The sequence below is a fragment of the Pseudogracilibacillus sp. SO10305 genome (assembly GCF_037072005.1).
Lineage (GTDB): Bacteria > Bacillota > Bacilli > Bacillales > Amphibacillaceae > Pseudogracilibacillus > Pseudogracilibacillus intestinigallinarum.
This window is the reverse complement of sequence record NZ_JAXHDE010000001.1, coordinates 174592-197444: the sequence shown is the minus strand read 5'-3', so window position 1 is coordinate 197444 and position 22853 is coordinate 174592. Positions and strand designations below refer to the sequence as shown.

Sequence of the window (22853 nt, the reverse complement as noted above, 5' to 3'; positions counted from 1 at the left end):
ATAGACATAGTGAATAATAATGAAAGAGGGAAAAATATGTTACGTTCAATGTATTCTGGAATTTCAGGTATGAGAGGATTTCAAACAAAATTAGATGTTATAGGGAATAATATTTCCAACGTGAACACGTCAGGGTTTAAAAAAGGACGAGTTACTTTCCAAGATATGATGTCACAAACGACAAGAGGAGCACAAGCCGCTGAGGCTGGACGAGGTGGAATTAACCCAATGCAAGTCGGTTTAGGATCCCAAGTTGGTTCGGTAGATAATATTCATACACAAGGATTCTTACAATCTACAGGACGCCCATTAGATGTTGCAATTGAAGGGGATGGCTTTTTTAAAGTATCTGATGGGGAAAATATTTATTACACACGTGCGGGTAATTTCTATCTAGATGATGCAGGAAACGTCGTAACAGCGGATGGATATTTTTTATTACAAGATGATAATAGTACAATCCAAATCGACCCTAGTACAACACAAAGCTTTAGTATTGCCAAAAATGGGGATGTAAATATCGTGACAGCAGATGGTACAAATAGTGATCAAAAAATTGGAATTACTATTTTTGCTAACCCTGAAGGCCTAGAGAAGGTCGGAGGTAGTTTATATATTGAGTCACAAAACTCTGGTGAAGCACAACATGGTGCTCCTGGAATTAATGGGGCAGGAGACCTTGCAGCAAGTTCGTTGGAAATGTCAAACGTTGATTTAGCAGAAGAGTTTACAGAAATGATCGTATCGCAACGAGGTTTCCAAGCGAATACAAGAATTATTACAACTTCAGATGAAATTTTACAAGAATTAGTAAACTTAAAACGATAAATTGAGGAGGTAGAGTTGTAGGAATACCGATATAAACAATCGTTATTCGCTACAACTCGCCAAATATGATTGAATTAACTAGATTAAACGGAGAAACATTTTATCTGAATCCATTTATGGTGGAGCAGGTACAATCATTACCAGATACGACGATTACATTATTAAATGGGAAAAAATTCGTCGTTCAAACGAATAAAGAAGAAGTTTTACGAAAAATATTAGAAATGTATCGACAAGTTGGAATGATTGGTTTTCTAACAAAGCAGGTGAATGAAGATGAGTAAAGTATTAAAAATAACCGCGATCTCTGTTGCATCATTACTTGCCATTGCAATGATTACCGTCGTAGTCGTTCTTTATTTCAACAATAATAATATTGAAAGTAAAGAATTATCTATTGATGAAATGAATGAATTTTCTTATGAAACTCCTGAAGTAACGACAGATTTAAAAGATGGTGTATTTGTCCGTATTCAATTCCAGTTAATAATGGATAGCAAAGCTAGTTTAAAAGAAATTGAAAAACGTGAATTCCAAATTAAAAATATTTTAATTAAAGAACTGGCAGTAATGACGGAAGAAGATTTTAATGCAGGTTTAGCCGATTTAGAAAAAGTGTTACAACAAAAACTAAATGAGATTATGACAGAGGGAACAATTAAAGACGTATATACAATAAGTAAAATTATGCAATAAATGATTGCTCCGTCATGGAGGTGATGAACATTGTCTGAAGAAATTTTGTCACAGACAGAAATAGATGCTTTATTATCAGCTATTTCATCTGGGGAAATGGATGCAGAAGAATTAAAGAAAGAAGAAGAAGATAAAAAAGTAAAAGTATATGATTTTAAGCGTGCATTGCGTTTTTCGAAAGATCAAATTCGAAGTATATCACGAATCCATGAAAATTATGCAAGGCTGTTAACGACATTTTTTTCTGGCCAATTAAGGACATATGTAAATATTTCTGTTGCCTCTGTAGATCAAATTCCGTATGAAGAATTTATCCGTTCCATACCGAAGATGACAATTTTAAATGTGATTAGTATGGAACCATTGGAAGGTAAAATTTTGATGGAAGTGAATCCAAATATTGCTTACAGTATGATGGATCGTTTGTTAGGCGGAAAAGGAAATAGTGATGTGCAGCCAGAGAGTTTAACGGAAATCGAGACGACTATAATGACACAGATGTTCGAAAAAGCTGTTGTAAATATTCAAGAAGCTTGGTCAACAATCGTAGAAATCGACCCAATGTTGGATGAATTTGAAGTGAATCCACAATTTTTACAAATGGTTTCGCCAAATGAAACAGTAGTAGTCGTTTCCTTTAATACACAAATTGGCGATGTATCAGGAATGATTAATATTTGTATTCCACATATAGTGTTAGAGCCAATTATACCTAAATTATCTGCTCACTATTGGATGGAGTCCGCAACAAAGGAACGTGACCCTGAAAAATATGCCATTTTATCGAAACATATGGAAAAAGTAGAATTAGAGGCAAAAGTTATTTTAGGTCAATCAAATATTACGGTGAATGAGTTATTACAATTATCGACAGAGGATATCATTAGTTTAAATCAAAAGATTCAAGACCCGTTAACATTAGAAGTGAATGGAGAGCCAAAGATGCATGTTCAAGTTGGAACTGTACATAAAAAAGTAGCGGTACAAGTGATGGATCATATCGAAAGGAGGAGTTTATCGTGATGGATAACAAATTAACACAAGAAGAAATTGATGCATTATTAAACGTAACAGATGATAGTACTTCGGAGATCATATATGAAGATGAGAGTAATACATATTTAACTCCTCTTGAAATGGATGCACTGGGGGAAATTGGTAATATTTCTTTTGGAAGTTCAGCAACGACATTGTCGACTTTATTGAATCAAAAAGTGGATATTACGACACCGACTGTTTCGTTTGTAAAGAAGACAGGGATTAAAGAGGAATTTCCCTATGAACACGTAAGTTTACAAGTAGATTATTGTGATGGTTTTGATGGGGAAAACATCTTTTTAATGAAAGCGAAAGATGCCGCAATTATTTCAGATATTATGCTTGGTGGTAATGGCTTACAACCAAATGAAGAGCTATCGGAAATTGAATTAAGTGCAGTACAAGAAGCAATGAATCAAATGATGGGATCTTCAGCAACGAGCATGTCTACAGTATTTAATAAACGTGTAGATATCTCACCACCACAAGTTGATTATAAAGACATTGATAAACTAGAGGAAGTGGCAAAAGGTAGTGACGAAGATGTATTAGTCCGGGTTGCTTTTAATTTAAAAATTGGTGACTTAATTGATTCGAATATTTTTCAATTGATACCACTAGATTTTGCAAAAGATTTAGTCAATCAATTACTTGAACCTACAGAAGAGCCAATTAATCAAGAGACAACTATGAAAGACATGAATATTGCTCAACAAAGTGACATAAGCGTCACACAAACAGAAGTTGAAACAGCACAAATGGAGCAGCCGACACCGACTCAATCGGAACCTCAACATATTGGTAACCATATTGCACCTGACTCAACGATTCAACATGCAGCGTTTGAAGCATTTGAACCAACACCTCTTAATCAAACGAATAAACGAAATTTAGATATGCTTTTAGATGTACCTCTTTCGGTAACAGTTGAATTAGGAAGAACAAAGCAAACAGTAGAGGATATTTTAGAGTTATCTCAAGGTGCAATTATTGAACTTGATAAACTGGCAGGTGAGCCTGTAGATGTTTTAGTGAATAATAAATTAATCGCTAAAGGAGAAGTCGTTGTAATTGATGAGAACTTTGGTGTAAGAGTGACAGATATTGTCAGTCCAAAAGATCGTTTAATGAAATTAAATTAATGGATAAAGGTGGAAATAATAATGGCACAAAAAGTATTAATTGTAGATGATGCAGCATTTATGAGAATGATGATTAAAGATATTTTAGAGAAGAATGGTTATAACGTTGTAGGTGAAGCTGAAAATGGTAGTGTGGCAGTAGAAAAATATAAAGAATTAACTCCAGATTTAGTGACAATGGACATTACAATGCCTGAAAAAGATGGCATTCAAGCTTTAAAGGAAATTAAAGAAATAGATCCGAGCGCTACAATTATTATGTGTTCCGCAATGGGGCAACAAGCGATGGTAATTGATGCTATTCAAGCCGGGGCAAAAGATTTTATCGTAAAACCTTTTCAAGCTGATCGAGTGATTGAAGCTGTTTCGAAAGCATTAGCATAAGAGTGTGATACAAATGAAAAAGATTGTTGTAGCAATGATGTTCATTTGTTTACTTTTTCCTGTTGCTACATATGCGGATAATGTATTACCGAATGTAAAAGATTGCATGGAGGAAAATGGCGATTGTGAGGAATTACAAAACCATACAAGTATAGAAATAGATGGATCAAACGATATGTTGTTACAAGATAGTGAGCAACGATCTTCTTCTTTTTTTATGAATATAATTAAAATGATCTTTGCACTGTTTTTAATTTTAGTATTATTGTACATTATTCTTCTATTTTTAAAACGGAAAAATTACACAAATGTTCAACATGGAAATATACAAAAAATAGGCGGATTCGTTTTAGGTACGAATAAATCCGTGCAGTTGATTAAAATTGGTGAAAAAGTTTATATGCTTGGTGTAGGCGATAATGTGCAATTATTGGAAGAAATTACAGATGAGCATACCATTCAACAATTGGAAAAAGCAGCAGAAGAAAAAATGGACCCATCCAATTATATTCCATCCTTTTTTAAAAGAGGGAAGGAAAAGGATGAATCGAATATGGCGGCAACTTTTAAAGAAGAATTAATGAATTGGTCTAAAAAAAGACAAGATTTTTTTAAAAAGAAAGTGAAGGATGATCGAGATGAATGATTTTATAAATATGTTCTCTAGTGCTGATCCTTCACAACTTTCAACATCGGTGAAATTAATTATTTTATTAACCATTTTATCTATTGCTCCAGGTATTTTAATATTAATGACGAGTTTTACGAGAATTATCGTTGTATTATCATTTGTACGAACATCTCTTGCAACCCAACAAATGCCACCGAATCAAGTGTTAATTGGTTTGGCATTATTTTTGACGTTTTTTATTATGGCACCAACGTTTAGTGAGGTATATGATGAGGCATTACAACCGTTATTCAACGAAGAGATTACACTTGATGAGGCATATGATCATGCAAGTATACCGATAAAAGAGTTTATGGCACAACATACTCGGCAAAAAGATTTAGCACTATTTTTAAATTATACGGGAACGGAAAATCCCGAAACATTAGAAGACATTCCGTTAATGACATTAGTACCAGCATTTGCAATTAGTGAATTGAAAACTGCATTTCAAATGGGGTTTATGATTTTTATTCCATTTTTAATAATTGATATGGCTGTCGCTAGTATTTTAATGTCGATGGGGATGATGATGTTACCACCTGTTATGATTTCTTTGCCATTTAAAATTTTATTGTTCGTTTTAGTAGATGGATGGTATTTAATTACGCATTCCATTTTACAAGGTTTTTGACCGTATGAAAAAAGAAGGTGTGTAAGGATTGAGTAGTGAATTTGTATTAACACTAGCAGAAAGAGGTATTATAACGATTTTACTAGTTGCAGGTCCGATACTGTTATTAGCATTGGCAGTTGGATTAGCAGTTAGTATTTTTCAAGCGACAACACAAATACAGGAACAAACATTAGCCTTTATTCCAAAAATAATTGCTGTGTTAGTTGGTGTCGTGTTTTTTGGTCCGTGGATGTTGACAAAACTAGTGCAATTTACGACTAATATATATGAAAATATGCACTTGTTTATAGGGTGAGCAAATGTTAGATTTATTACCTTTATCTCTTCTACCAACTTTTTTATTAGTATTTGCGCGGATAACGAGCTTTTTTTTAGTCATGCCGCTTTTTTCATATCGAACAATTCCGACTATGTTCAAAATTGGATTTGCCGTTTTTTTAAGTATGATTATTTCTATGCATATTGATGTTGTAATAGCAGATATTGATTTTACATATTATTTTTTAGTGATGAAAGAGGTCATTGTAGGGTTAATGATTGGTTTTATTGCTTTTATGATTTTATCTGCTGTGCAAATAGCCGGAGGATTTATTGATTTTCAGATGGGTTTTGCTGTAGCAAATGTTATTGACCCACAAACCGGTGCACAAAGTCCACTTATTGGCCAATATTTTTATGTTATTGCTTTGCTTTTTTTACTCACTGTTAATGGACATCATTTATTAATTGATGGGATGTACAATAGTTTTCAATTTATTCCGGTCGATGCATTCATTTCGTTTAAGGACATATTTGCATCGTTTACCATTCAAACATTCAATAAAATGTTTTTAATTGCATTTCAAATGTCCTTACCAATAGTAGGCTGTCTTTTTTTAGTAGATGTTGCTTTAGGGATTGTTGCAAGAACTGTTCCACAATTAAACGTTTTTGTAGTCGGTCTACCTTTAAAAATTACAGTTAGTTTTCTTGTTTTATCTTTTTTTATTGCTCTATATATAAATTTAACACGCTTTTTGTTTGAAACGATGTTTAAAACGATGCGTGATTTAATGATCATTCTCGGAGGATAACATGCGTCTACAATTAGATTTACAATATTTTGCTGGTGAAAAAACAGAAAAAGCAACTCCGAAAAAACGAGAAGACGAACGGAAAAAGGGACGAGTCGCTAAAAGTTCAGATGTGAATACGGCATTATTATTGTTAGGTTCATTCATTGTTTTATTTGCTTTTGGTGGATTTGTTAAAGACCATATGGAAAGTTTATATTTTACAACATTTACAAAATATGTCCATATGGAATTAGATATAAACACTTCGCAAATTATTTTAATCGATGTATTAAAAAGTTTTGCTTATATTGTTTTTCCAGTCATGCTAGTAGCAATTATTGTGTCAGTAGCTGCAAATTTATTACAAGTTGGTTTTTTGTTTACGACGGAACCGTTGAAGTTTGATTTGAAAAAAATTGATCCTATTAAAGGAGCGAAACGAATTTTTTCAGTTCGTGCCTTAGTGGAATTGTTGAAATCATTGCTAAAAATTACGTTAATTGGGGCAACAACATTTTTAATTATTTGGATATACAAGGACGACATGATGATGTTGGCCATGAAAGAACCAGAAAATGCTGTACAATTTTTTGGTCAAGTAACGATTGTTATGGGTGTTGCCGCGACAATATTATTACTTTTTTTAGCTGTACTTGATTATATGTATCAAAAATATGACTTCGAAAAAAACATTCGAATGTCGAAACAAGATATTAAGGACGAGCATAAGAATATTGAAGGGGACCCATTGATAAAATCTAAACTCAGAGAAAAACAACGACAAGCTGCAATGAGTCGGATGATGTCAGAAGTACCAAAAGCAGATGTTGTCATTACAAACCCTACGCATTATGCAATTGCATTAAAATATGATGAAGCAGTTGTTTCTGTTCCCTATGTCGTTGCAAAAGGGACAGATGATGTCGCTCAAAAAATAAAAGAAATTGCAAAAGAACATGATATTATGATGGTTGAAAATCGGCCTTTAGCTAGAGCATTATATGATGAAGTTGAAATAAATGATGTTATACCTGAACAATTTTATAAAATGGTTGCAGAAATATTGGCGTTCGTATTCCAGCAAGAAAATAGAATGAGCAAGTAAGGAGTATATTACATGAAATTACGAGATTTATCTGTCTTATTAGGAGTTATTTTAATTATTATAATGTTGGTCATTCCATTACCAGGATGGCTATTAAGTGTGCTTATTTTATGTAATATTTCCTTAGCATTAATTGTCATATTAGTATCAATGAATATACAAGAACCATTACAGTTCTCCATTTTTCCATCTTTATTATTATTACTAACATTATTTCGCCTCGGTTTGAACGTATCGACGACAAGATCCATCTTGGCAACTGCCGATGCAGGTGGAGTCGTTGATACTTTTGGATCTTTTGTTATTGGAAACAACCCCCTCGTAGGATTTGTAGTATTCATTATATTAGTCATTATTCAATTTATCGTTATTACAAAAGGTGCCGAAAGGGTTGCAGAAGTATCGGCACGTTTTACATTGGATGCGATGCCGGGAAAACAAATGAGTATCGATGCGGATTTGAATGCTGGATTAATATCAGAACATGAAGCGAAAGAACGTCGTGAAAAAGTAGAAAACGAAGCTGATTTCCATGGATCGATGGATGGAGCATCTAAGTTCGTAAAAGGAGATGCGATTGCAGGAATTATTATTGTGTTAATTAATATCATATTCGGGCTTATTATCGGTATGGTTCAAATGGATATGACATTTAATGAAGCAATTAATACATTTATGCGTTTAACGGTTGGAGATGGTTTAGTAAGTCAAATCCCAGCGTTATTGATTGCAACAGCAACAGGGATTGTCGTTACTCGTGTATCGACCGACGGGAATTTAGGCTCAGACGTAACAGAACAATTATTACGTTACCCAAAATTATTATTTATTGCGGCAGGAACTATTTTTCTATTAGGTTTAACCCCTATTAACTTTATGTTAACGACAACGATTGCTGCTGCACTTGCAATAAGTGCCTATATGATGTTACGGAATACGAAAGAAGATGAAGTGTTAGAAGAGCAATTAGATGAAGAAGATAGTGAAAATATGAAAGCACAAGAAAATGTCGTAAGTTTATTAAGTATGGATCCAATTGAATTTGAATTTGGTTATTCCCTTATTCCACTCGTAGATGCAGGTCAAGGTGGCGATTTATTAGATAGAATTGTAATGATACGTCGTCAGTTAGCAATTGATTTAGGCGTCGTTATTCCGGTAGTACGCATAAGGGATAATATTCAATTAGCACCGAATGAATATCGATTAAAAGTAAAAGGGAATATTGTCGCAGAAGGAGAACTATTACTGGATCATTATTTAGCAATGACACCTGGAATTGATGACGATATGGTAGAAGGGATAGAAACGAAGGAACCGGCATTTGGTTTACCAGCAAAATGGATAAGTGAAGAGAAGAAGGATGAAGCAGAAATGTTTGGGTATACAGTGGTAGATCCACCATCTGTCGTTTCCACTCATTTAACAGAAGTGTTAAAGAAAAACGCATATCAGTTATTAGGTCGACAAGAAACGAAGGAATTAATCGATCATTTAAAAGAAGAGTACGAAATTTTAGTGGAAGAAGTGACGCCAGATCCTTTATCTGTTGGCGAAATTCAAAAAGTATTATCCAAATTATTACGTGAAAATGTATCGATTCGAAATTTGCCGGTCATTTTTGAAACTTTGGCAGATTTTGCACCGATGACAAATGATACGGAATTGTTAGCTGAATATGTTCGCCAATCATTAGCAGTGCAAATAACGAAACAATATGTCGGAGATGGGAACACATTAAGTGTGATGACGATAGCCCCTGATGTAGAACAATTAATTAGTACTAATATTCAACAGACAGAACATGGCTCATACTTAGCGCTCGAACCTAATATGCAGGAATCAATTATACGAAATGTCGTTTCTGAATATGAACGTATCGCACATCAAATGGATCAAATTGTCATTTTATGTTCGCCTACCATTCGGATGTATGTGAAACAGTTAATCGAACGTTCTTTACCCCATGTTGCTGTTCTTTCCTATAATGAATTAGAATCGAACATCCAAATTCAAAGTGTAGGAGTAGTGAATGTATCATGAAAATAAAAAAATACGTTGCTCATACGTTGAAAGATGCAATGCAAAAAATACGAGAAGAATTAGGCACAGATGCAGTAATTTTAAGTAGTAAAGAAGTAAAAAAAGGTGGGTTTTTAGGTTTTTTTGAAAAAAAGCAATATGAAGTAATTGCCGCAGTTGAAAAACAACCGATACAACGTATACGTAAAGAACAACGAAGAGAAGTACCCAAGGTGACTGCTGATTCTAAGCAAACGATGGAACAAGCACATATTTTATCTGAACTAAAAGAAATGAAAAAATTGTTATCATCTCAAACATTTGAATCAAAAACATATCCACCATTATATCAATCTTTGTTTGCATATTTAGAGAAACAATATATTGAACGCTCAATTTGCGAGGAATTAGTGGCACATGTTTTGGAACAAACGAAAAATATACCTGACTTACATAAAGGTATATTGCACAAAGAATTACAATTATATATTGCGGACACGATTCAAACGAAAATACCATCTTCTATAGCTACAGACAAGAAAATAATTCAATTTGTTGGACCGACAGGAGTTGGAAAAACGACAACATTAGCAAAAATCGCTGCGATGTTCATGATGGAACATCAGAAAAAAATTGCTTTTATTACGACAGATACGTATCGAATTGCCGCAATTGAACAGTTAAAAACATATGCAAGAATTTTAAATGTACCTATTGAAGTTGCGTATTCGATGGAAGATTATCAACGTGCATTACAAAAGTTTGCCTCATACGATGCGATTTTTGTTGATACGGCAGGAAGAAACTTCCGTGACGAGAAATATGTACAACAATTAAAAACGATGCTTTCAGATCATAACGAGCGTGTCATTTCTTATTTAGTATTATCTTTAACAGCGAAAAATGAAGATGTGATGGATATATTTAAACAGTTTCAATTGTTCAATGTGAAAGATATTATTTTCACGAAAATGGATGAGACATCCACTTACGGTCCAATTATTAATTTATTGTGGACGGAAAATGTAAGGCTTGCGTATATGACAGATGGACAAGATGTTCCTGAAGATGTCATCATTCCATCCGTAGAACAAATAAGTGAATTGATCGTAAGTAGGGATAAATATGAGTGATCAAGCAAAGAAATTACGACAAATGTTGCATCATCATGATAAAAAAGCAAAGACAATTAGTGTGGTGAGTGGAAAAGGGGGCGTAGGAAAGTCCAATACGTCATTGAATTTCGCTTTACAACTATTACAACTAGATTTTAAAGTACTATTAATTGATTTGGATATCGGTATGGGAAATATCGATATTTTAGTTGGAAATGATGCTAATTATTCAATTGCTAATTTATTTAACGATTATTCACCAATTAATGATATAATAGAACTAGGTCCAAATAACCTGAATTATATAGCTGGTGGGACGAGTTTAGAAGAAATTGTACATTTGCGTAACGAACAGTTGCAATTTTTCTTCGACGAAATGGAAAAAGCGGTCCAATTATATGATTATATTCTATTTGATCTTGGTGCAGGGGTATCTGAAGCGGCACTCTCTTTTATTTTAGCTTCCGATGAATGTATTGTACTGACAACTCCAGAGCCAACAGCCATTACAGATGCGTATAGTATGATGAAGCATATTATACAGCGAAACAATGCTTTACCTATGAATGTTCTCATTAATCGTTGTAAAAATGAACGTGAAGGTAAGCAAACGATGATGAAATTTACAAAAGTAATCAAACATTTTTTGCAAAAAGAGGTAAAACCAATCGGTATATTACCAGAAGACTCTATTGTGACAACTGCAGTAATTAAACAAGTACCGTATACGATTTTGAATCAACATGCCTCCATATCAAAAGCGATGAAAACAATTGTCGAATCGTATGTTACTGGAGATAAAGTAGATTCCCTTTTGGAAGAACGAGGTTCCTTTATATTAAGATTGAAAAAAATGTTTGGTAAAGGATAAGAAAAGATGGATAAACTTACCGTTAGTCTCATAGGTACGAATGACAAAAAAGATATGAATGTAAAACAAGCGGTAGAGACGTGGGCAAATATTCATTCATTTATGAACATGAATGAAACGTCTGTATTAGAAGCATTAACTTCAAACACGCCAGATATAATTTTACTTTCTATTGATGTAAAAGACGAATTATTGCAAAAGGTTATTGAACAACATGGGACGAGAACCATATTAATAGCAAATGATGATATATATGAAACGAAAAGAATCGTTTATGCTATTCAATTAGGTATTGCTCAATATGTCAATATCCATCCATTTGAAGAAGTAGATAGCACTCTATTGCAAACGAAGATGAAACGAGTATACAGATATGAGAAATTAAGAAGAAGAAAAGTGAGTCGGGAAAAAGAGCCGTTCAAACAAGAAAAACAGATTGTACAGCCTATGATTGAAAATGTGCATACAACGATGGATAAGACAAATATTCAAACACTCATTGCAATCGGTACATCGACAGGTGGTCCACGTGCGTTAGAAGTTGTCATACGTAATCTGCCCCCAAAATTGAATGTACCAATTTTAATTGTGCAACATATGCCAGAAAAATTTACAAAATCGTTAGCTGATCGATTAAATCGAATTCATAATGAAATTCATGTAAAAGAAGCTGAACATTTAGAGACGTTAGAAAAAGGAATCGTCTATATTGCTCCGGGTAACTATCATATGGAAGTACGAAAAAAACAACGAACATTTTGTTTTCATATTCATCAAGAACATCATGATAGCCCACATCGCCCGTCTGTAGATGTTTTATTTCAATCGCTCGCATTGTTGACGAGTGTGAATAAAGTAGCTGTTATTTTAACAGGAATGGGAAAAGATGGTGCAGCAGGTATTAAACGAATGAAACAATATGACGTACACACTACTGTTATTGTGGAAGCGAAAGATACGGTTGTTGTAAATGGAATGCCTAGTGCAGCAATTGCAACGAATTTTGCTACAGAAGTTGTGCCAATTGAACTAGTTAGTCAAACGATTTTGAAATATATTGTATAAATGAGCAAATTTTTCTATAAAAATAGCATTTTTGTCTAAAGATTAATAGATGATTTGTCACGTAGAAGAAATATTAACTTGTATATTTATAATGGAATGGAGACGTTTGACAAAAAGGGGGAACATAAATGGATACATCGCAATACATAGGAATTTTTATTGATGAAAGTACAGAACATTTAGATACACTGTACGAGCAATTGCTTGAATTAGAAAAGAATCCAACCGAAAAACAATATATTGAAGAAATATTTCGAGCTGCACATACATTAAAAGGTATGTCAGCAACGATGGGTTTTGAAGACTTAGCAAAATTAACACATAAACTAGAAAATATTTTTGATGGTATTCGTTATGACCGTTTAACTGTGTACACTGAAATGATGGACTTTTTATTTACGACAGTTGATGCCTTAAATGAAATGGTTGAAGATGTTTCTAATGGTGGTGATGGAACAAAAGATGTAACCGAAATGATGGCACAATTAGATAAATTAGAAAAAGGAGAAAGGCTCTCCGATGAATCATCTGGAACAACTAATGTAGTAAATGCCGAAGTAGTTGAAGATACCAATATCCAGTTAGATGAATTCCAATTAACTATTTTACAAGAGTCAAAAGATAAAGGATTTCATAACTATGAATTGTACGTACGATTACGAGAAGATTGTTTATTAAAAGGTGCTCGTGTCTTTATGATTTTTGAAATTCTCGAAAAGAGTGGGGAAATCATTTATTCTAATCCTCCTGCAAATGAATTAGAAGAGGAAAATTTTGATTTAGAGTTTCGAGTTATTTTCGTATCGAAGGAAGTAGCTACTGAATTAGAAGATAAATTGAAAAAAGTGTCTGAAGTAGATGAAATTATGATTACTAATTTTACAATCGAACAATTAGAAGCGGGAGCAAAAGAAAAACAAATTTCCGTGGAAAAGGAAGAACAACCGAAGGCAGAAAAACAATCTGGAAAACCGAAACAACAAAACAAACAAGCACCAGCAAAAACCATTCGTGTCAATATTGATCGTTTAGACGTACTAATGAATTTATTTGAAGAATTAGTAATTGATCGCGGTCGTTTAGAACAAATTTCTTTAGATTTAAAAAATAATGAATTACAAGAAACGGTCGAAAGGATGTCTCGTGTTTCAAGTGATTTACAAAATATTATTTTAACGATGCGAATGGTCCCAATTGATACGGTATTTAATCGATTCCCACGAATGATACGACAATTAGCTCGTGATTTAAATAAAGAAGTCTCGATAGAAATTATCGGTGCGGAAACTGAATTAGATCGTACTGTTATTGATGAAATTGGGGATCCATTAGTACATTTAATTCGTAATGCGATAGATCATGGCATTGAAATGCCGGAGGAAAGAGAAAGAAAAGGAAAAGATCGTGAAGGAAAGATTACACTTAAAGCTTATCATAGTGGAAACCATGTATTCGTAGAAATCGTCGATAATGGTGCAGGGATAAATAAACAGAAAGTACTGCAAAAGGCATTAGAAAAAGGAGTTGTGTCACCACAAGAAGCCGAATCATTAACAGATCAACAAATATATGAACTTATTTTAGCTAGTGGATTTTCTACGAATGAAGAAATTTCAGACGTGTCTGGTCGCGGTGTTGGTTTAGACGTTGTTAAAACAACCATAGAATCGCTTGGTGGTGCTATATCCATCGATGCTGAAGAAAGTATCGGTTCTGTTTTTACTATTCAATTACCACTAACTTTATCCATTATTTCCGTTCTCCTCGTAGAAGTTGGAAAAGAAAAATATGCTATTCCATTATCATCTATTATTGAAACGGCTATTTTGAAGAAGTCTGATATTTATGATGCACACCATAATAAAGTGATTGATTTTCGTGGAAATGTTATACCATTAACCTTTTTAGAGAATGTTTTCCAAGTTCCGAATGAAGAACAAGAGGAAAGTGATTATGTATCTATTGTAATTATTCGAAAAGGAAATAAATTAACTGGACTTGTCGTAGATACATTTATCGGACAGCAAGAAGTAGTTTTAAAATCTTTAGGTGATTATTTAACGAGTGTATATGCGATTTCAGGTGCAACTATTTTAGGGAACGGTGAAGTAGCGTTAATTATAGATAGTAATGCACTTGTGAAATAGGAGGGGCAATCATGACAGAGCAAGCTTTATTAGAAAATAAATTAATTGTTTTTCAAATTGAACAGCGTGAATATGCGATTTCCGTTCAAATGGTTGGATCTATAGAGAAACTATTACCTATTACGAGAGTTCCATCTACAGTTGATTTTATTATAGGTGTTATAAATTTAAGAGGAGTAGTAACACCTGTTGTGGATTTGAAACAACGATTTTATGGGAAGGAAACCATTTTTACAAATGATACAAGAATTTTAGTCGTGCATATGGAAGAGCTAACGATCGGTGTCATCGTAGACGAAGCAAATGATGTAGTAGATATTGATCCGACATTCATTGAGCAACCTCCTGAAACGATTGATTCGACAGTCGATGCACCATTTATTGATGGAGTGGTTCGACATGAAGATCGTTTACTCATTTTAGTTGATTTAGAAAATGCTTTGGAAATGGATGCCCTTAAAGCGGGTGAACGTAAAAATGGTTGATACTGATGACTAAGAAATTAACGACGATACAAAAAGATGTGTTGCGTGAGATCGGGAACATCGGGGCAGGTAATGCAACGACTTCCATGTCGCAAATGATTCAAAAAGAAATAACGATGGAAGTTCCTTCGGTAAATATTGTTACGATTAATGAAATGATGGAGTTTATAGGGGGACCGGAAAAATTAATCGTCGCAATCTTTTTCCGTATTCAAGGTGAAATTACAGGAACGGTTTATTTCATATTAACGTTAGAAGAAGCACAGTTTTTTATTGATCAAATGACACAAATGAATCAGCTTAAACTAATGGATGCTAACAATCAATTGAATGAAATGGCCATATCAGTTTTACAAGAAATCGCGAACATTTTAACTGGATCTTACTTAACAGCCTTAGCAGATTTTACAAATTTGCGAATGCTACCAAGTGTACCATATATAAGTGTTGATATGGCTGCTGCGACATTAGTAACTGGTTTACTGGAACTTCAATCTGTAACAGACCATGCAATTATTATTAATACTAAAATACAGAGCATGACAACGGAAGATAGTATTAAAGGTCATTTCTTATTAGTCCCTGACCCAGATTCGATCCAAAAATTCTTCCATGCTTTAGGAATTGAATATGATGACACAAACTAAAAAGGTCATAAAGGTTGGAATTGCAGATTTAAATATTGCAAAGTCACCAGATGTTATAAGGACTTCGGGATTAGGTTCTTGTGTCGGGGTGGTTGTGTATGATTTAAACGAACAAATTGCAGGTATGTCACATATTATGTTGCCGGATTCACAGGTAACGAAACAGACGGTTATGAATGAATATAAGTATGCAGATACAGCAATTGATATCTTAATTGAAAAGTTATTAGCACAACATGCGAGAAAATTATTATTAAAGGCTAAAATAGCTGGTGGAGCACAAATGTTTCAAATGAATAGCTCCTCTGATGTCATGCGTATCGGGCCACGGAATGTTGATGCTGTAATTGATCGTTTAAAGCAACATCAAATACCAATTATTGCTTCAGATGTAGGTGGAAGTAATGGACGAACAATTGAATTTGATCCGTCTACAGGAGAATTACATATTCGTACTGTAAGTAAGGACGAGAAAATTATTTAAGTAGTAGGGAGGAGTTGACGTGGAAGTGAAAAACTCCCAATATATACATGATTTATGGCAGAGATGGACTGCAAATAAAGAAAATGATGTAGCAGATGCGTTAATTACTCATTATATGTACTTAGTGCAATATCATGTCGATAGAATTAGCAGTACATTACCTGATAATTTTGAAAAAAATGAAATAAAAAGTTTAGGGTTAATCGGTTTGTATGACGCACTTCATAAATTTGATATATCTAGACAATTAAAATTCGATACGTATGCAACAATTCGTATTCGAGGTGCGATTATGGATGGGCTACGAAAAGAAGATTGGTTGCCACGAGGCCTACGGGAGCAGACAAAACGTGTAGAAAAAGTTGCTGAAATATTAGAACAACAATTACATCACACACCGACACCAAGTGAAATTTCTGCAGAATTACAAATGCCTGTGGAGGAAGTAGAAGATATACTCCAACATGCACTACTTTCGAATGTTATTTCGATGGATCAAACCGTAGTGTCGAATAATCAAGAAGAAAAGGTATCACTCGGTGCGATGATCGAAGATGAAACACTTCACTCTCCTGATGAAGAGCTTTTAAAAGAAGAGTTGAAAGCACAATTGATGGAGAGTGTTCAACAACTTAATGAAAATGAACAGCTTGTCATCAGTTTATTTTATGAAGAAGAATTGACATTAACGGAAATAGGAGAAGTATTACAATTAACTACCTCAAGAATTAGTCAGATTCATAAGCGAGCGATTTTAAAATTAAGAAATATTATACAAAAAATCGCATAATACCACTCCTAACCATATGGAGGTATGTATATGAAAGTAAATAATGACTTTAAGATTCACATTTCAGAAAATAAGCTACAAGCCATTTTGTCATTGCCGGAACAAAAGGTTTCAAAAGAAAAGTGGACAAAAAAATCCATCCTACAATTATTGCATAAGTATCGTATTACATATGGTATATGCGAAAATGTATTAATAGCAATTGAGCAAAAGAAAGATGAATCAATATTTCCAGTTGTTATCGCAGAGGGGAAACATCCGGAAAATGGAAAAAATGCCTCTCTACAATTCCTTCATACAGATTCGGAACATATTGTACCAATGGATGCATTAAACCTTGCACAAATCCTCCATGTTCCGACTGTAAAAGAAGATAAACCGTTTGCGAAATTAGTGAAGGAAACAACTGGAATAGATGGGACAGATGTTTTTGGTCAACAAATCCAAGCTTCTCATGGTACGCCACTTCTTGTAAGAACAGGGGAAAATGTTGTATTCGATGAAACGAATCAGACGTATGTCGCCTTAAAGGAAGGGCGTATTTCTGTATTAGATAATATTGTATCAGTCTTAAAACAGTATGAATTAGACTTCTCGTACCTAAAAGTTAAAAAAGATATCCATTACGATGGCACAATCGTTATTCACGGGGATGTTCCAACAGGTTATACAATAAAAGCTAAAGGGGATATCATTGTCCATGGTATTGTAGAAGGTGCGGTATTAAAAGCAGAAAGATCTGTCTATGTTTATGATGGGTTAGTTAGTTTACGGCAAGGAAAAATAGAAGCGGTTGAAAATATTTATACGAAATATATGAATCAGGCAAATGTTAGTGCTGGTAAAGACATCATTGTACAACAGTCAATTCTACATACGATATGTAAAGCGGAGAGAAATATTATATGTGAACATGGACATATTATTGGTGGTGAAGTGTTTGCTCGCCGAAAAATAATGGCTTACGATATAGGTAATCGTATGCATACAGAAACAATTGTCGGAATATTAGGAGAAAGAAACGGTCCTATCCAAAAAGAGGATAAGAAAGATGAATTACTTGCAACCAAAAGAAAATTACATATTTTAATTCATAATATGGAGCAAAAGAAACAGAAATCTTCTGAAGATCGTGTCTTGTTACTTCGATTGAAACGTTCGATACAACTAACAGAAGAAAAAATTAATTTCATACAACAACGCAAACGACTGACAAATACAAATAGAGGTAATGTCGTGGTGAAAGGAACCATTTATCCAAATGTAATGCTCGTTTTTGGAAAATATAAAAAAACAATGCGAAAAGAAATTCGTCATGTTATATTAAGAAATGAAAAGAATGAAATAAAATATGAACTAAATATGTAATACCAATATGAATGAGCGAGTAAAAATCGGTTCACAATCATAAATTTATCTTTTTTAGTCAAACTGTTTAAGAAACTCATGTTGAAAAGAGGGATATATATGGGTTATAAATCAATCGATATGCAAATTGCAATCCCAAGATCACAAGATGCAAGTCGTATTCAAAATCAATTAATGAGGCAAGGACAACAGTTCCAAGAAACGTTGACAGAAAAGGAAATAAAACAGGCTAAATTAAATCAAGCGAAAGTAAATGAGTATGAGGAAGTTCAATGGAACGATACAGGCGAGAACGAACAACAAGGAAAAAGGCAAAGGGAGAAAAAAACACTAGAAAGCGAACGAGAGAAAAAATTTACTGAATTGTCACATCCATATTTAGGAAATCACATTGATTTTTCACGGTAAGTATCGGACGTTTAGCTAGTTATATATTTTGAGGTGAAAGAATGACATCATTTTTATGGATGATAAGTTTTTTGTTGCACATTATATTAATATATGCAGTTTATAGTTTGTTTAAACAAGTACAAGCGGAAAGGAACGCTAGAAAAGCAGAAATCGAGTCTTTATTAGCAGAATTTATGGATGTACTCCATGAAGAAAACAATCATCTTATTCAATTATTCAAACAAGAAGATGTGATGAAAGAAGCAAGAGAGAAACCAACTAATAAAACAGACACAGCACAGGAGAACCATCTATTATCTGATCAAAAAAAGGGAGAAGAGCTGCAAGAGGGTGCTCATTTTGGGCCCATATTACAAAGGATGATAGAAAAAGAACATGATAAAGTTGAAACCTCTCCAGAAGTTCGTATGATCCAAATGTATCAAGCTGGAAAATCAATTGAGGAAATTGCTCGAACGTTTGATCGTGGGAAAACAGAGGTAGAATTAATTGTGAAATTACAAAAGAATTAACGTAAATCACTTGCTTAATTTGTGTATATATGATAATTTAATCTATGGTAATAAAATAAACAATTACACACGTCTATTGATTTATATATAGGTGCCTTACAAAGGTCATATATGAAAATGATTTAGGCGGAGGAAAAACCAAAGGAGGAAATTACCATGTCAGTTATTTCAATGAAACAGCTTTTAGAAGCTGGAGTTCATTTCGGACACCAAACACGTCGTTGGAACCCGAAAATGAAAAAGTATATTTTTACAGAAAGAAACGGAATCTATATTATCGACTTACAAAAAACAGTGAAGAAAATTGAAGAAGCATACAATTTTGTAAGACAATTATCTGAAGACGGTGGAACAGTTCTTTTCGTAGGTACGAAAAAACAAGCACAAGAATCAGTAAAAGAAGAAGCAAACCGTTCAGGTATGTACTTCGTTAACCAACGTTGGTTAGGTGGTACATTAACAAACTTCCAAACAATTCGTAAACGTATTAACCGTTTAAAGCAAATTGAAACAATGGAAGAAGATGGTACGTTTGACGTATTACCGAAAAAAGAAACAGTAAATTTATTAAAAGAAAAAGAACGTCTAATTAAATTCTTAGGCGGAATTAAAGATATGAAGAAGCTTCCGGATGCATTATTCGTAATCGACCCTCGTAAAGAAGCGATTGCAATTGCAGAAGCTCGTAAATTAGGTATTCCTATTATCGGAATCGTTGATACAAACTGTGATCCGGACGAAATTGACTATGTTATTCCTGCAAACGATGATGCGATTCGTGCGGTGAAACTACTTTCGGGTAAAATCGCTGATGCAATCATCGAAGGAAGACAAGGTACAGAAATGGATGAAGCTGCTACAGAAGAGGTAGTAGAAACAGAAGAAGTAACTACAGAAGAATAATTGTAAACAGTAAGAGGTGATAAGGGGACAACCTTTTATCACCTTTTTTACAGAGAACTTTATACATGTATATTAAAACATAAAAATTTTTTAGGAGGACTGTACAATGGCAATTACTGCTAAAATGGTAAAAGAGTTACGTGAACAAACTGGTGCTGGAATGATGGATTGTAAGAAAGCATTACAAGAAACGAACGGAAATATGGAAGAGGCTATTGATTTCTTACGTAAAAGCGGTGCTGCAAAAGCAGCGAAAAAAGCAGGACGTATCGCTGCAGAAGGTACTACATCAATTGTTGTTAAAGGAAATGACGCAGTTTTATTAGAAGTAAACTGTGAAACAGACTTCGTTATGAAAAACGAAACTTTCCAAAAATTAGTTGCTGACTTAGGGGATCACCTAGTTGTAAATAAACCAGCTAACTTAGAGGAAGCTTTAGGACAAACAGTTGAATCTGAAGGGAAAACAGTTCAAGAGTATGTTGACTCAGCAATTGCGACAATTGGTGAAAAAATTACATTACGTCGTTTTGAAGTATTATCGAAAACAGATGCAGATGTGTTTGGTGAATATTTACACATGGGCGGACGTATCGGTGCGTTAGTATTGTTAGAAGGTACAACAGATGAAGCAGCAGCGAAAGATATCGCAATGCATGTTGCGGCTGTAAATCCGAAATATGTTTCACGTGATGAAGTACCTGTAGACGAAGTAAACCGTGAAAGAGCAGTATTAAAAGAGCAAGCATTAAACGAAGGAAAACCTGAAAACATCGTTGAGAAAATGGTAGAAGGTCGTTTAGGAAAATTCTTCGAAGAGATTTGTTTATTAGACCAAGCTTTCGTTAAAGATTCAGATATGAAAGTGAAAAAGTTTGTTGCTGATAAAGGTGCTGCAGTTAAAGGGTTTATTCGTTATGAAGTGGGCGAAGGAATCGAGAAAAAAGAAGAAGATTTCGCTGAGGAAGTAATGAGTCAAATTAAAAAGTAATTTGATGAACGAATAAGGAATTCATCGTAAAACACGAACAATTTCACAGAAATAATGGGAGTTTATTTCACTATTTGTCAGATTGTTCGTGTTTTGTTGTATAAAATAATGACTATAAACTAATTAGATTAAATATTTAACTGTTTTTGGAGGTATAAAATGACAACACGATATCGTAGAATCGTACTTAAATTAAGTGGCGAGGCTTTAAGTGGTGATCAAGGTTTTGGTATTGAACCGAAAATTATTCGTTCGATTGCAGAACAGGTAAAGGAAGTAGCACAATTAGGTGTAGAAGTTGCAGTAGTAGTAGGTGGCGGAAACATTTGGCGAGGTAAAATCGGTAGTGAAATGGGTATGGAACGTGCCAATGCCGATTATATGGGAATGTTAGCAACTGTGATGAACTCATTAGCGTTACAAGATAGTTTAGAACAAATTGGAATTCCAACTCGCGTTCAAACTTCTATCGAAATGAGACAAGTAGCAGAACCTTATATTAGAAGAAAAGCTGTACGTCATTTAGAAAAGAAACGTGTCGTCATTTTTGCAGCTGGTACAGGAAATCCATACTTCTCTACAGACACAACAGCAGCTTTACGTGCAGCAGAAATTGAAGCTGACGTTATTTTAATGGCTAAAAATAATGTTGATGGAGTGTATAGTGCAGATCCAAAGGTAAATAAAGATGCTGTGAAATATGAAGAATTAACATATTTAGATATGTTAAACGAAGGTTTAGAGGTAATGGACTCAACTGCATCTTCACTATGTATGGACAACGATATTCCATTAATCGTATTTTCTATTACAGAAGAAGGAAATATTAAACGAGTTGTACAAGGCGAAGTACTTGGAACAACAATTAGGGGGAAATAATAATGACGAAAGAAGTGTTTTCTACATTAGAAGAAAAAATGGAAACAGCAATCCAAGCATTTTCACGTAATTTAGCAACAGTTCGAGCTGGTAGAGCAAATCCTAGTTTATTAGACAATGTTTTTGTTGAATATTATGGTGCTCCTACGCCTTTAAACCAATTAGCGCAAATTGGTGCTCCTGAAGCTAGAATGTTAGTAATTACACCATTTGATAAAACAGCATTAGCTGATATTGAAAAAGCAATTCAAAAAGCAGATTTAGGATTAACACCTTCAAATGATGGGAATTTAATTCGTATTAACATTCCAGCATTAACAGAAGAACGTCGTAAAGATTTAACGAAAATTGTTGGAAAATATGCGGAGGAATCACGAGTACAAGTTCGTAATATTCGCCGAGATGCAAATGACCAATTAAAAAAACTTGAAAAAGACGCGGAAATTACAGAAGACGAATTACGCACATCTCAAGATAAAGTACAAAAAGAAACAGACCATTATATTGCTGAGATTGACCGTTTAGCTGCGGAAAAAGAAGCAGAAATTATGGAAGTTTAATATTTGTCGAAATATTTACAGTGATAACGATTGAGTCGTTGTCACTGT

At 33.9% G+C, this 22853-nt stretch carries 27 protein-coding genes; all 27 read left to right on the top strand.

Features of this window, described 5'->3' with window-relative positions; genetic code table 11:
- The first annotated feature begins 36 nt into the window (after positions 1 to 36).
- The 27 genes from flgG (at position 37) to frr (ending at position 22805) form a co-directional block, all read left to right on the top strand.
- Positions 37 to 828, top strand: a complete 792-nt coding sequence (gene flgG / locus SPD45_RS01055) for a flagellar basal body rod protein FlgG (RefSeq protein ID WP_336265725.1) — start codon at positions 37 to 39, stop codon at positions 826 to 828.
- A 65-nt stretch (positions 829 to 893) separates the two neighbouring features.
- Positions 894 to 1112 (top strand): flagellar FlbD family protein, encoded by a 219-nt coding sequence (locus tag SPD45_RS01050; RefSeq protein ID WP_336265724.1) that lies wholly within the window; start codon positions 894 to 896, stop codon positions 1110 to 1112.
- Positions 1105 to 1524 carry a flagellar basal body-associated FliL family protein gene (locus SPD45_RS01045; protein WP_336265723.1) on the top strand — a complete coding sequence of 140 codons (420 nt, stop codon included), beginning with the start codon at positions 1105 to 1107 and terminating at the stop codon, positions 1522 to 1524. The genes SPD45_RS01050 and SPD45_RS01045 overlap by 8 nt, the downstream gene beginning before the upstream one ends.
- A gap of 30 nt (positions 1525 to 1554) precedes the next feature.
- Positions 1555 to 2547 carry a flagellar motor switch protein FliM gene (gene fliM / locus SPD45_RS01040; protein ID WP_336265722.1) on the top strand — a complete coding sequence of 331 codons (993 nt, stop codon included), beginning with the start codon at positions 1555 to 1557 and terminating at the stop codon, positions 2545 to 2547.
- On the top strand, positions 2547 to 3704 hold the full coding sequence (gene fliY, locus SPD45_RS01035) for a flagellar motor switch phosphatase FliY (protein ID WP_336266058.1): 1158 nt from the start codon (positions 2547 to 2549) through the stop codon (positions 3702 to 3704). The genes fliM and fliY overlap by 1 nt, the downstream gene beginning before the upstream one ends.
- A gap of 21 nt (positions 3705 to 3725) precedes the next feature.
- Positions 3726 to 4088, top strand: coding sequence for a response regulator (locus tag SPD45_RS01030; RefSeq protein ID WP_336265721.1), 363 nt, complete (start codon positions 3726 to 3728; stop codon positions 4086 to 4088).
- A gap of 13 nt (positions 4089 to 4101) precedes the next feature.
- A complete protein-coding gene (locus SPD45_RS01025; protein ID WP_336265720.1) occupies positions 4102 to 4734 on the top strand; it encodes a flagellar biosynthetic protein FliO in 633 nt (210 codons plus the stop codon).
- Positions 4727 to 5392 (top strand): flagellar type III secretion system pore protein FliP, encoded by a 666-nt coding sequence (fliP, locus tag SPD45_RS01020; RefSeq protein ID WP_336265719.1) that lies wholly within the window; start codon positions 4727 to 4729, stop codon positions 5390 to 5392. Before SPD45_RS01025 ends, fliP begins: the two co-directional genes overlap by 8 nt.
- Before the next feature lie 28 nt (positions 5393 to 5420).
- Positions 5421 to 5690, top strand: coding sequence for a flagellar biosynthesis protein FliQ (fliQ, locus tag SPD45_RS01015; RefSeq protein ID WP_336265718.1), 270 nt, complete (start codon positions 5421 to 5423; stop codon positions 5688 to 5690).
- A 4-nt stretch (positions 5691 to 5694) separates the two neighbouring features.
- The gene (gene fliR / locus SPD45_RS01010) at positions 5695 to 6468 is read left to right on the top strand and encodes a flagellar biosynthetic protein FliR (protein WP_336265717.1); all 774 of its coding nucleotides are present in this window, start codon (positions 5695 to 5697) and stop codon (positions 6466 to 6468) included.
- A 1-nt stretch (position 6469) separates the two neighbouring features.
- Positions 6470 to 7555, top strand: a complete 1086-nt coding sequence (flhB, locus tag SPD45_RS01005; protein ID WP_336265716.1) for a flagellar biosynthesis protein FlhB — start codon at positions 6470 to 6472, stop codon at positions 7553 to 7555.
- A 12-nt stretch (positions 7556 to 7567) separates the two neighbouring features.
- Positions 7568 to 9598, top strand: a complete 2031-nt coding sequence (gene flhA / locus SPD45_RS01000) for a flagellar biosynthesis protein FlhA (protein ID WP_336265715.1) — start codon at positions 7568 to 7570, stop codon at positions 9596 to 9598.
- Entirely contained in the window at positions 9595 to 10710 is a 1116-nt protein-coding gene (flhF, locus tag SPD45_RS00995) for a flagellar biosynthesis protein FlhF (protein WP_336265714.1), read from the top strand. Before flhA ends, flhF begins: the two co-directional genes overlap by 4 nt.
- Entirely contained in the window at positions 10703 to 11563 is an 861-nt protein-coding gene (locus SPD45_RS00990) for a MinD/ParA family protein (protein WP_336265713.1), read from the top strand. The genes flhF and SPD45_RS00990 overlap by 8 nt, the downstream gene beginning before the upstream one ends.
- 6 nt (positions 11564 to 11569) lie before the next feature.
- Positions 11570 to 12628, top strand: a complete 1059-nt coding sequence (locus SPD45_RS00985; protein ID WP_336265712.1) for a CheB methylesterase domain-containing protein — start codon at positions 11570 to 11572, stop codon at positions 12626 to 12628.
- A 128-nt stretch (positions 12629 to 12756) separates the two neighbouring features.
- Complete coding sequence (locus SPD45_RS00980; protein WP_336265711.1) at positions 12757 to 14775, top strand: chemotaxis protein CheA; 2019 nt, start codon at positions 12757 to 12759, stop codon at positions 14773 to 14775.
- 11 nt (positions 14776 to 14786) lie between these two features.
- Positions 14787 to 15260 carry a chemotaxis protein CheW gene (locus SPD45_RS00975; RefSeq protein WP_336265710.1) on the top strand — a complete coding sequence of 158 codons (474 nt, stop codon included), beginning with the start codon at positions 14787 to 14789 and terminating at the stop codon, positions 15258 to 15260.
- 5 nt (positions 15261 to 15265) lie between these two features.
- Positions 15266 to 15907 carry a chemotaxis protein CheC gene (locus SPD45_RS00970; protein ID WP_336265709.1) on the top strand — a complete coding sequence of 214 codons (642 nt, stop codon included), beginning with the start codon at positions 15266 to 15268 and terminating at the stop codon, positions 15905 to 15907.
- On the top strand, positions 15894 to 16391 hold the full coding sequence (locus SPD45_RS00965; protein ID WP_336265708.1) for a chemotaxis protein CheD: 498 nt from the start codon (positions 15894 to 15896) through the stop codon (positions 16389 to 16391). Before SPD45_RS00970 ends, SPD45_RS00965 begins: the two co-directional genes overlap by 14 nt.
- Before the next feature lie 19 nt (positions 16392 to 16410).
- Positions 16411 to 17181, top strand: coding sequence for a FliA/WhiG family RNA polymerase sigma factor (locus SPD45_RS00960; RefSeq protein WP_336265707.1), 771 nt, complete (start codon positions 16411 to 16413; stop codon positions 17179 to 17181).
- A 30-nt stretch (positions 17182 to 17211) separates the two neighbouring features.
- On the top strand, positions 17212 to 18549 hold the full coding sequence (locus SPD45_RS00955; protein WP_336265706.1) for a DUF342 domain-containing protein: 1338 nt from the start codon (positions 17212 to 17214) through the stop codon (positions 18547 to 18549).
- 99 nt (positions 18550 to 18648) lie between these two features.
- Positions 18649 to 18957: a hypothetical protein gene (locus SPD45_RS00950; protein WP_336265705.1), complete on the top strand. Its 309-nt coding sequence runs from the start codon at positions 18649 to 18651 to the stop codon at positions 18955 to 18957.
- Positions 18958 to 18998: 41 nt separating this feature from the next.
- On the top strand, positions 18999 to 19472 hold the full coding sequence (locus tag SPD45_RS00945) for a DUF6115 domain-containing protein (protein WP_336265704.1): 474 nt from the start codon (positions 18999 to 19001) through the stop codon (positions 19470 to 19472).
- A 156-nt stretch (positions 19473 to 19628) separates the two neighbouring features.
- The gene (gene rpsB / locus SPD45_RS00940) at positions 19629 to 20375 is read left to right on the top strand and encodes a 30S ribosomal protein S2 (RefSeq protein WP_336265703.1); all 747 of its coding nucleotides are present in this window, start codon (positions 19629 to 19631) and stop codon (positions 20373 to 20375) included.
- A gap of 106 nt (positions 20376 to 20481) precedes the next feature.
- Complete coding sequence (gene tsf / locus SPD45_RS00935) at positions 20482 to 21366, top strand: translation elongation factor Ts (RefSeq protein WP_336265702.1); 885 nt, start codon at positions 20482 to 20484, stop codon at positions 21364 to 21366.
- A gap of 159 nt (positions 21367 to 21525) precedes the next feature.
- The gene (gene pyrH, locus SPD45_RS00930; protein WP_336265701.1) at positions 21526 to 22245 is read left to right on the top strand and encodes a UMP kinase; all 720 of its coding nucleotides are present in this window, start codon (positions 21526 to 21528) and stop codon (positions 22243 to 22245) included.
- Positions 22246 to 22247: 2 nt separating this feature from the next.
- Positions 22248 to 22805 carry a ribosome recycling factor gene (gene frr, locus SPD45_RS00925; protein ID WP_336265700.1) on the top strand — a complete coding sequence of 186 codons (558 nt, stop codon included), beginning with the start codon at positions 22248 to 22250 and terminating at the stop codon, positions 22803 to 22805.
- Positions 22806 to 22853: the final 48 nt, after the last annotated feature.

What these genes read in the sequence shown, in the direction of transcription:
- fliY (WP_336266058.1), top strand. Translation starts at nt 2,547, where the DNA reads ATGGATAACAAATTAACACAAGAAGAAATTGATGCATTATTAAACGTA.
- SPD45_RS00945 (WP_336265704.1), top strand. Translation starts at nt 18,999, where the DNA reads ATGACATCATTTTTATGGATGATAAGTTTTTTGTTGCACATTATATTA.
- flhA (WP_336265715.1), top strand. Translation starts at nt 7,568, where the DNA reads ATGAAATTACGAGATTTATCTGTCTTATTAGGAGTTATTTTAATTATT.
- frr (WP_336265700.1), top strand. Translation starts at nt 22,248, where the DNA reads ATGACGAAAGAAGTGTTTTCTACATTAGAAGAAAAAATGGAAACAGCA.
- fliP (WP_336265719.1), top strand. Translation starts at nt 4,727, where the DNA reads ATGAATGATTTTATAAATATGTTCTCTAGTGCTGATCCTTCACAACTT.
- rpsB (WP_336265703.1), top strand. Translation starts at nt 19,629, where the DNA reads ATGTCAGTTATTTCAATGAAACAGCTTTTAGAAGCTGGAGTTCATTTC.
- SPD45_RS00980 (WP_336265711.1), top strand. Translation starts at nt 12,757, where the DNA reads ATGGATACATCGCAATACATAGGAATTTTTATTGATGAAAGTACAGAA.
- flhB (WP_336265716.1), top strand. Translation starts at nt 6,470, where the DNA reads ATGCGTCTACAATTAGATTTACAATATTTTGCTGGTGAAAAAACAGAA.
- flgG (WP_336265725.1), top strand. Translation starts at nt 37, where the DNA reads ATGTTACGTTCAATGTATTCTGGAATTTCAGGTATGAGAGGATTTCAA.
- flhF (WP_336265714.1), top strand. Translation starts at nt 9,595, where the DNA reads ATGAAAATAAAAAAATACGTTGCTCATACGTTGAAAGATGCAATGCAA.
- pyrH (WP_336265701.1), top strand. Translation starts at nt 21,526, where the DNA reads ATGACAACACGATATCGTAGAATCGTACTTAAATTAAGTGGCGAGGCT.
- SPD45_RS00955 (WP_336265706.1), top strand. Translation starts at nt 17,212, where the DNA reads ATGAAAGTAAATAATGACTTTAAGATTCACATTTCAGAAAATAAGCTA.
- SPD45_RS01030 (WP_336265721.1), top strand. Translation starts at nt 3,726, where the DNA reads ATGGCACAAAAAGTATTAATTGTAGATGATGCAGCATTTATGAGAATG.
- SPD45_RS00965 (WP_336265708.1), top strand. Translation starts at nt 15,894, where the DNA reads ATGACACAAACTAAAAAGGTCATAAAGGTTGGAATTGCAGATTTAAAT.
- tsf (WP_336265702.1), top strand. Translation starts at nt 20,482, where the DNA reads ATGGCAATTACTGCTAAAATGGTAAAAGAGTTACGTGAACAAACTGGT.
- SPD45_RS01025 (WP_336265720.1), top strand. Translation starts at nt 4,102, where the DNA reads ATGAAAAAGATTGTTGTAGCAATGATGTTCATTTGTTTACTTTTTCCT.
- SPD45_RS00950 (WP_336265705.1), top strand. Translation starts at nt 18,649, where the DNA reads ATGGGTTATAAATCAATCGATATGCAAATTGCAATCCCAAGATCACAA.
- SPD45_RS01045 (WP_336265723.1), top strand. Translation starts at nt 1,105, where the DNA reads ATGAGTAAAGTATTAAAAATAACCGCGATCTCTGTTGCATCATTACTT.
- fliR (WP_336265717.1), top strand. Translation starts at nt 5,695, where the DNA reads ATGTTAGATTTATTACCTTTATCTCTTCTACCAACTTTTTTATTAGTA.
- SPD45_RS01050 (WP_336265724.1), top strand. Translation starts at nt 894, where the DNA reads ATGATTGAATTAACTAGATTAAACGGAGAAACATTTTATCTGAATCCA.
- SPD45_RS00990 (WP_336265713.1), top strand. Translation starts at nt 10,703, where the DNA reads ATGAGTGATCAAGCAAAGAAATTACGACAAATGTTGCATCATCATGAT.
- SPD45_RS00970 (WP_336265709.1), top strand. Translation starts at nt 15,266, where the DNA reads ATGACTAAGAAATTAACGACGATACAAAAAGATGTGTTGCGTGAGATC.
- SPD45_RS00985 (WP_336265712.1), top strand. Translation starts at nt 11,570, where the DNA reads ATGGATAAACTTACCGTTAGTCTCATAGGTACGAATGACAAAAAAGAT.
- SPD45_RS00975 (WP_336265710.1), top strand. Translation starts at nt 14,787, where the DNA reads ATGACAGAGCAAGCTTTATTAGAAAATAAATTAATTGTTTTTCAAATT.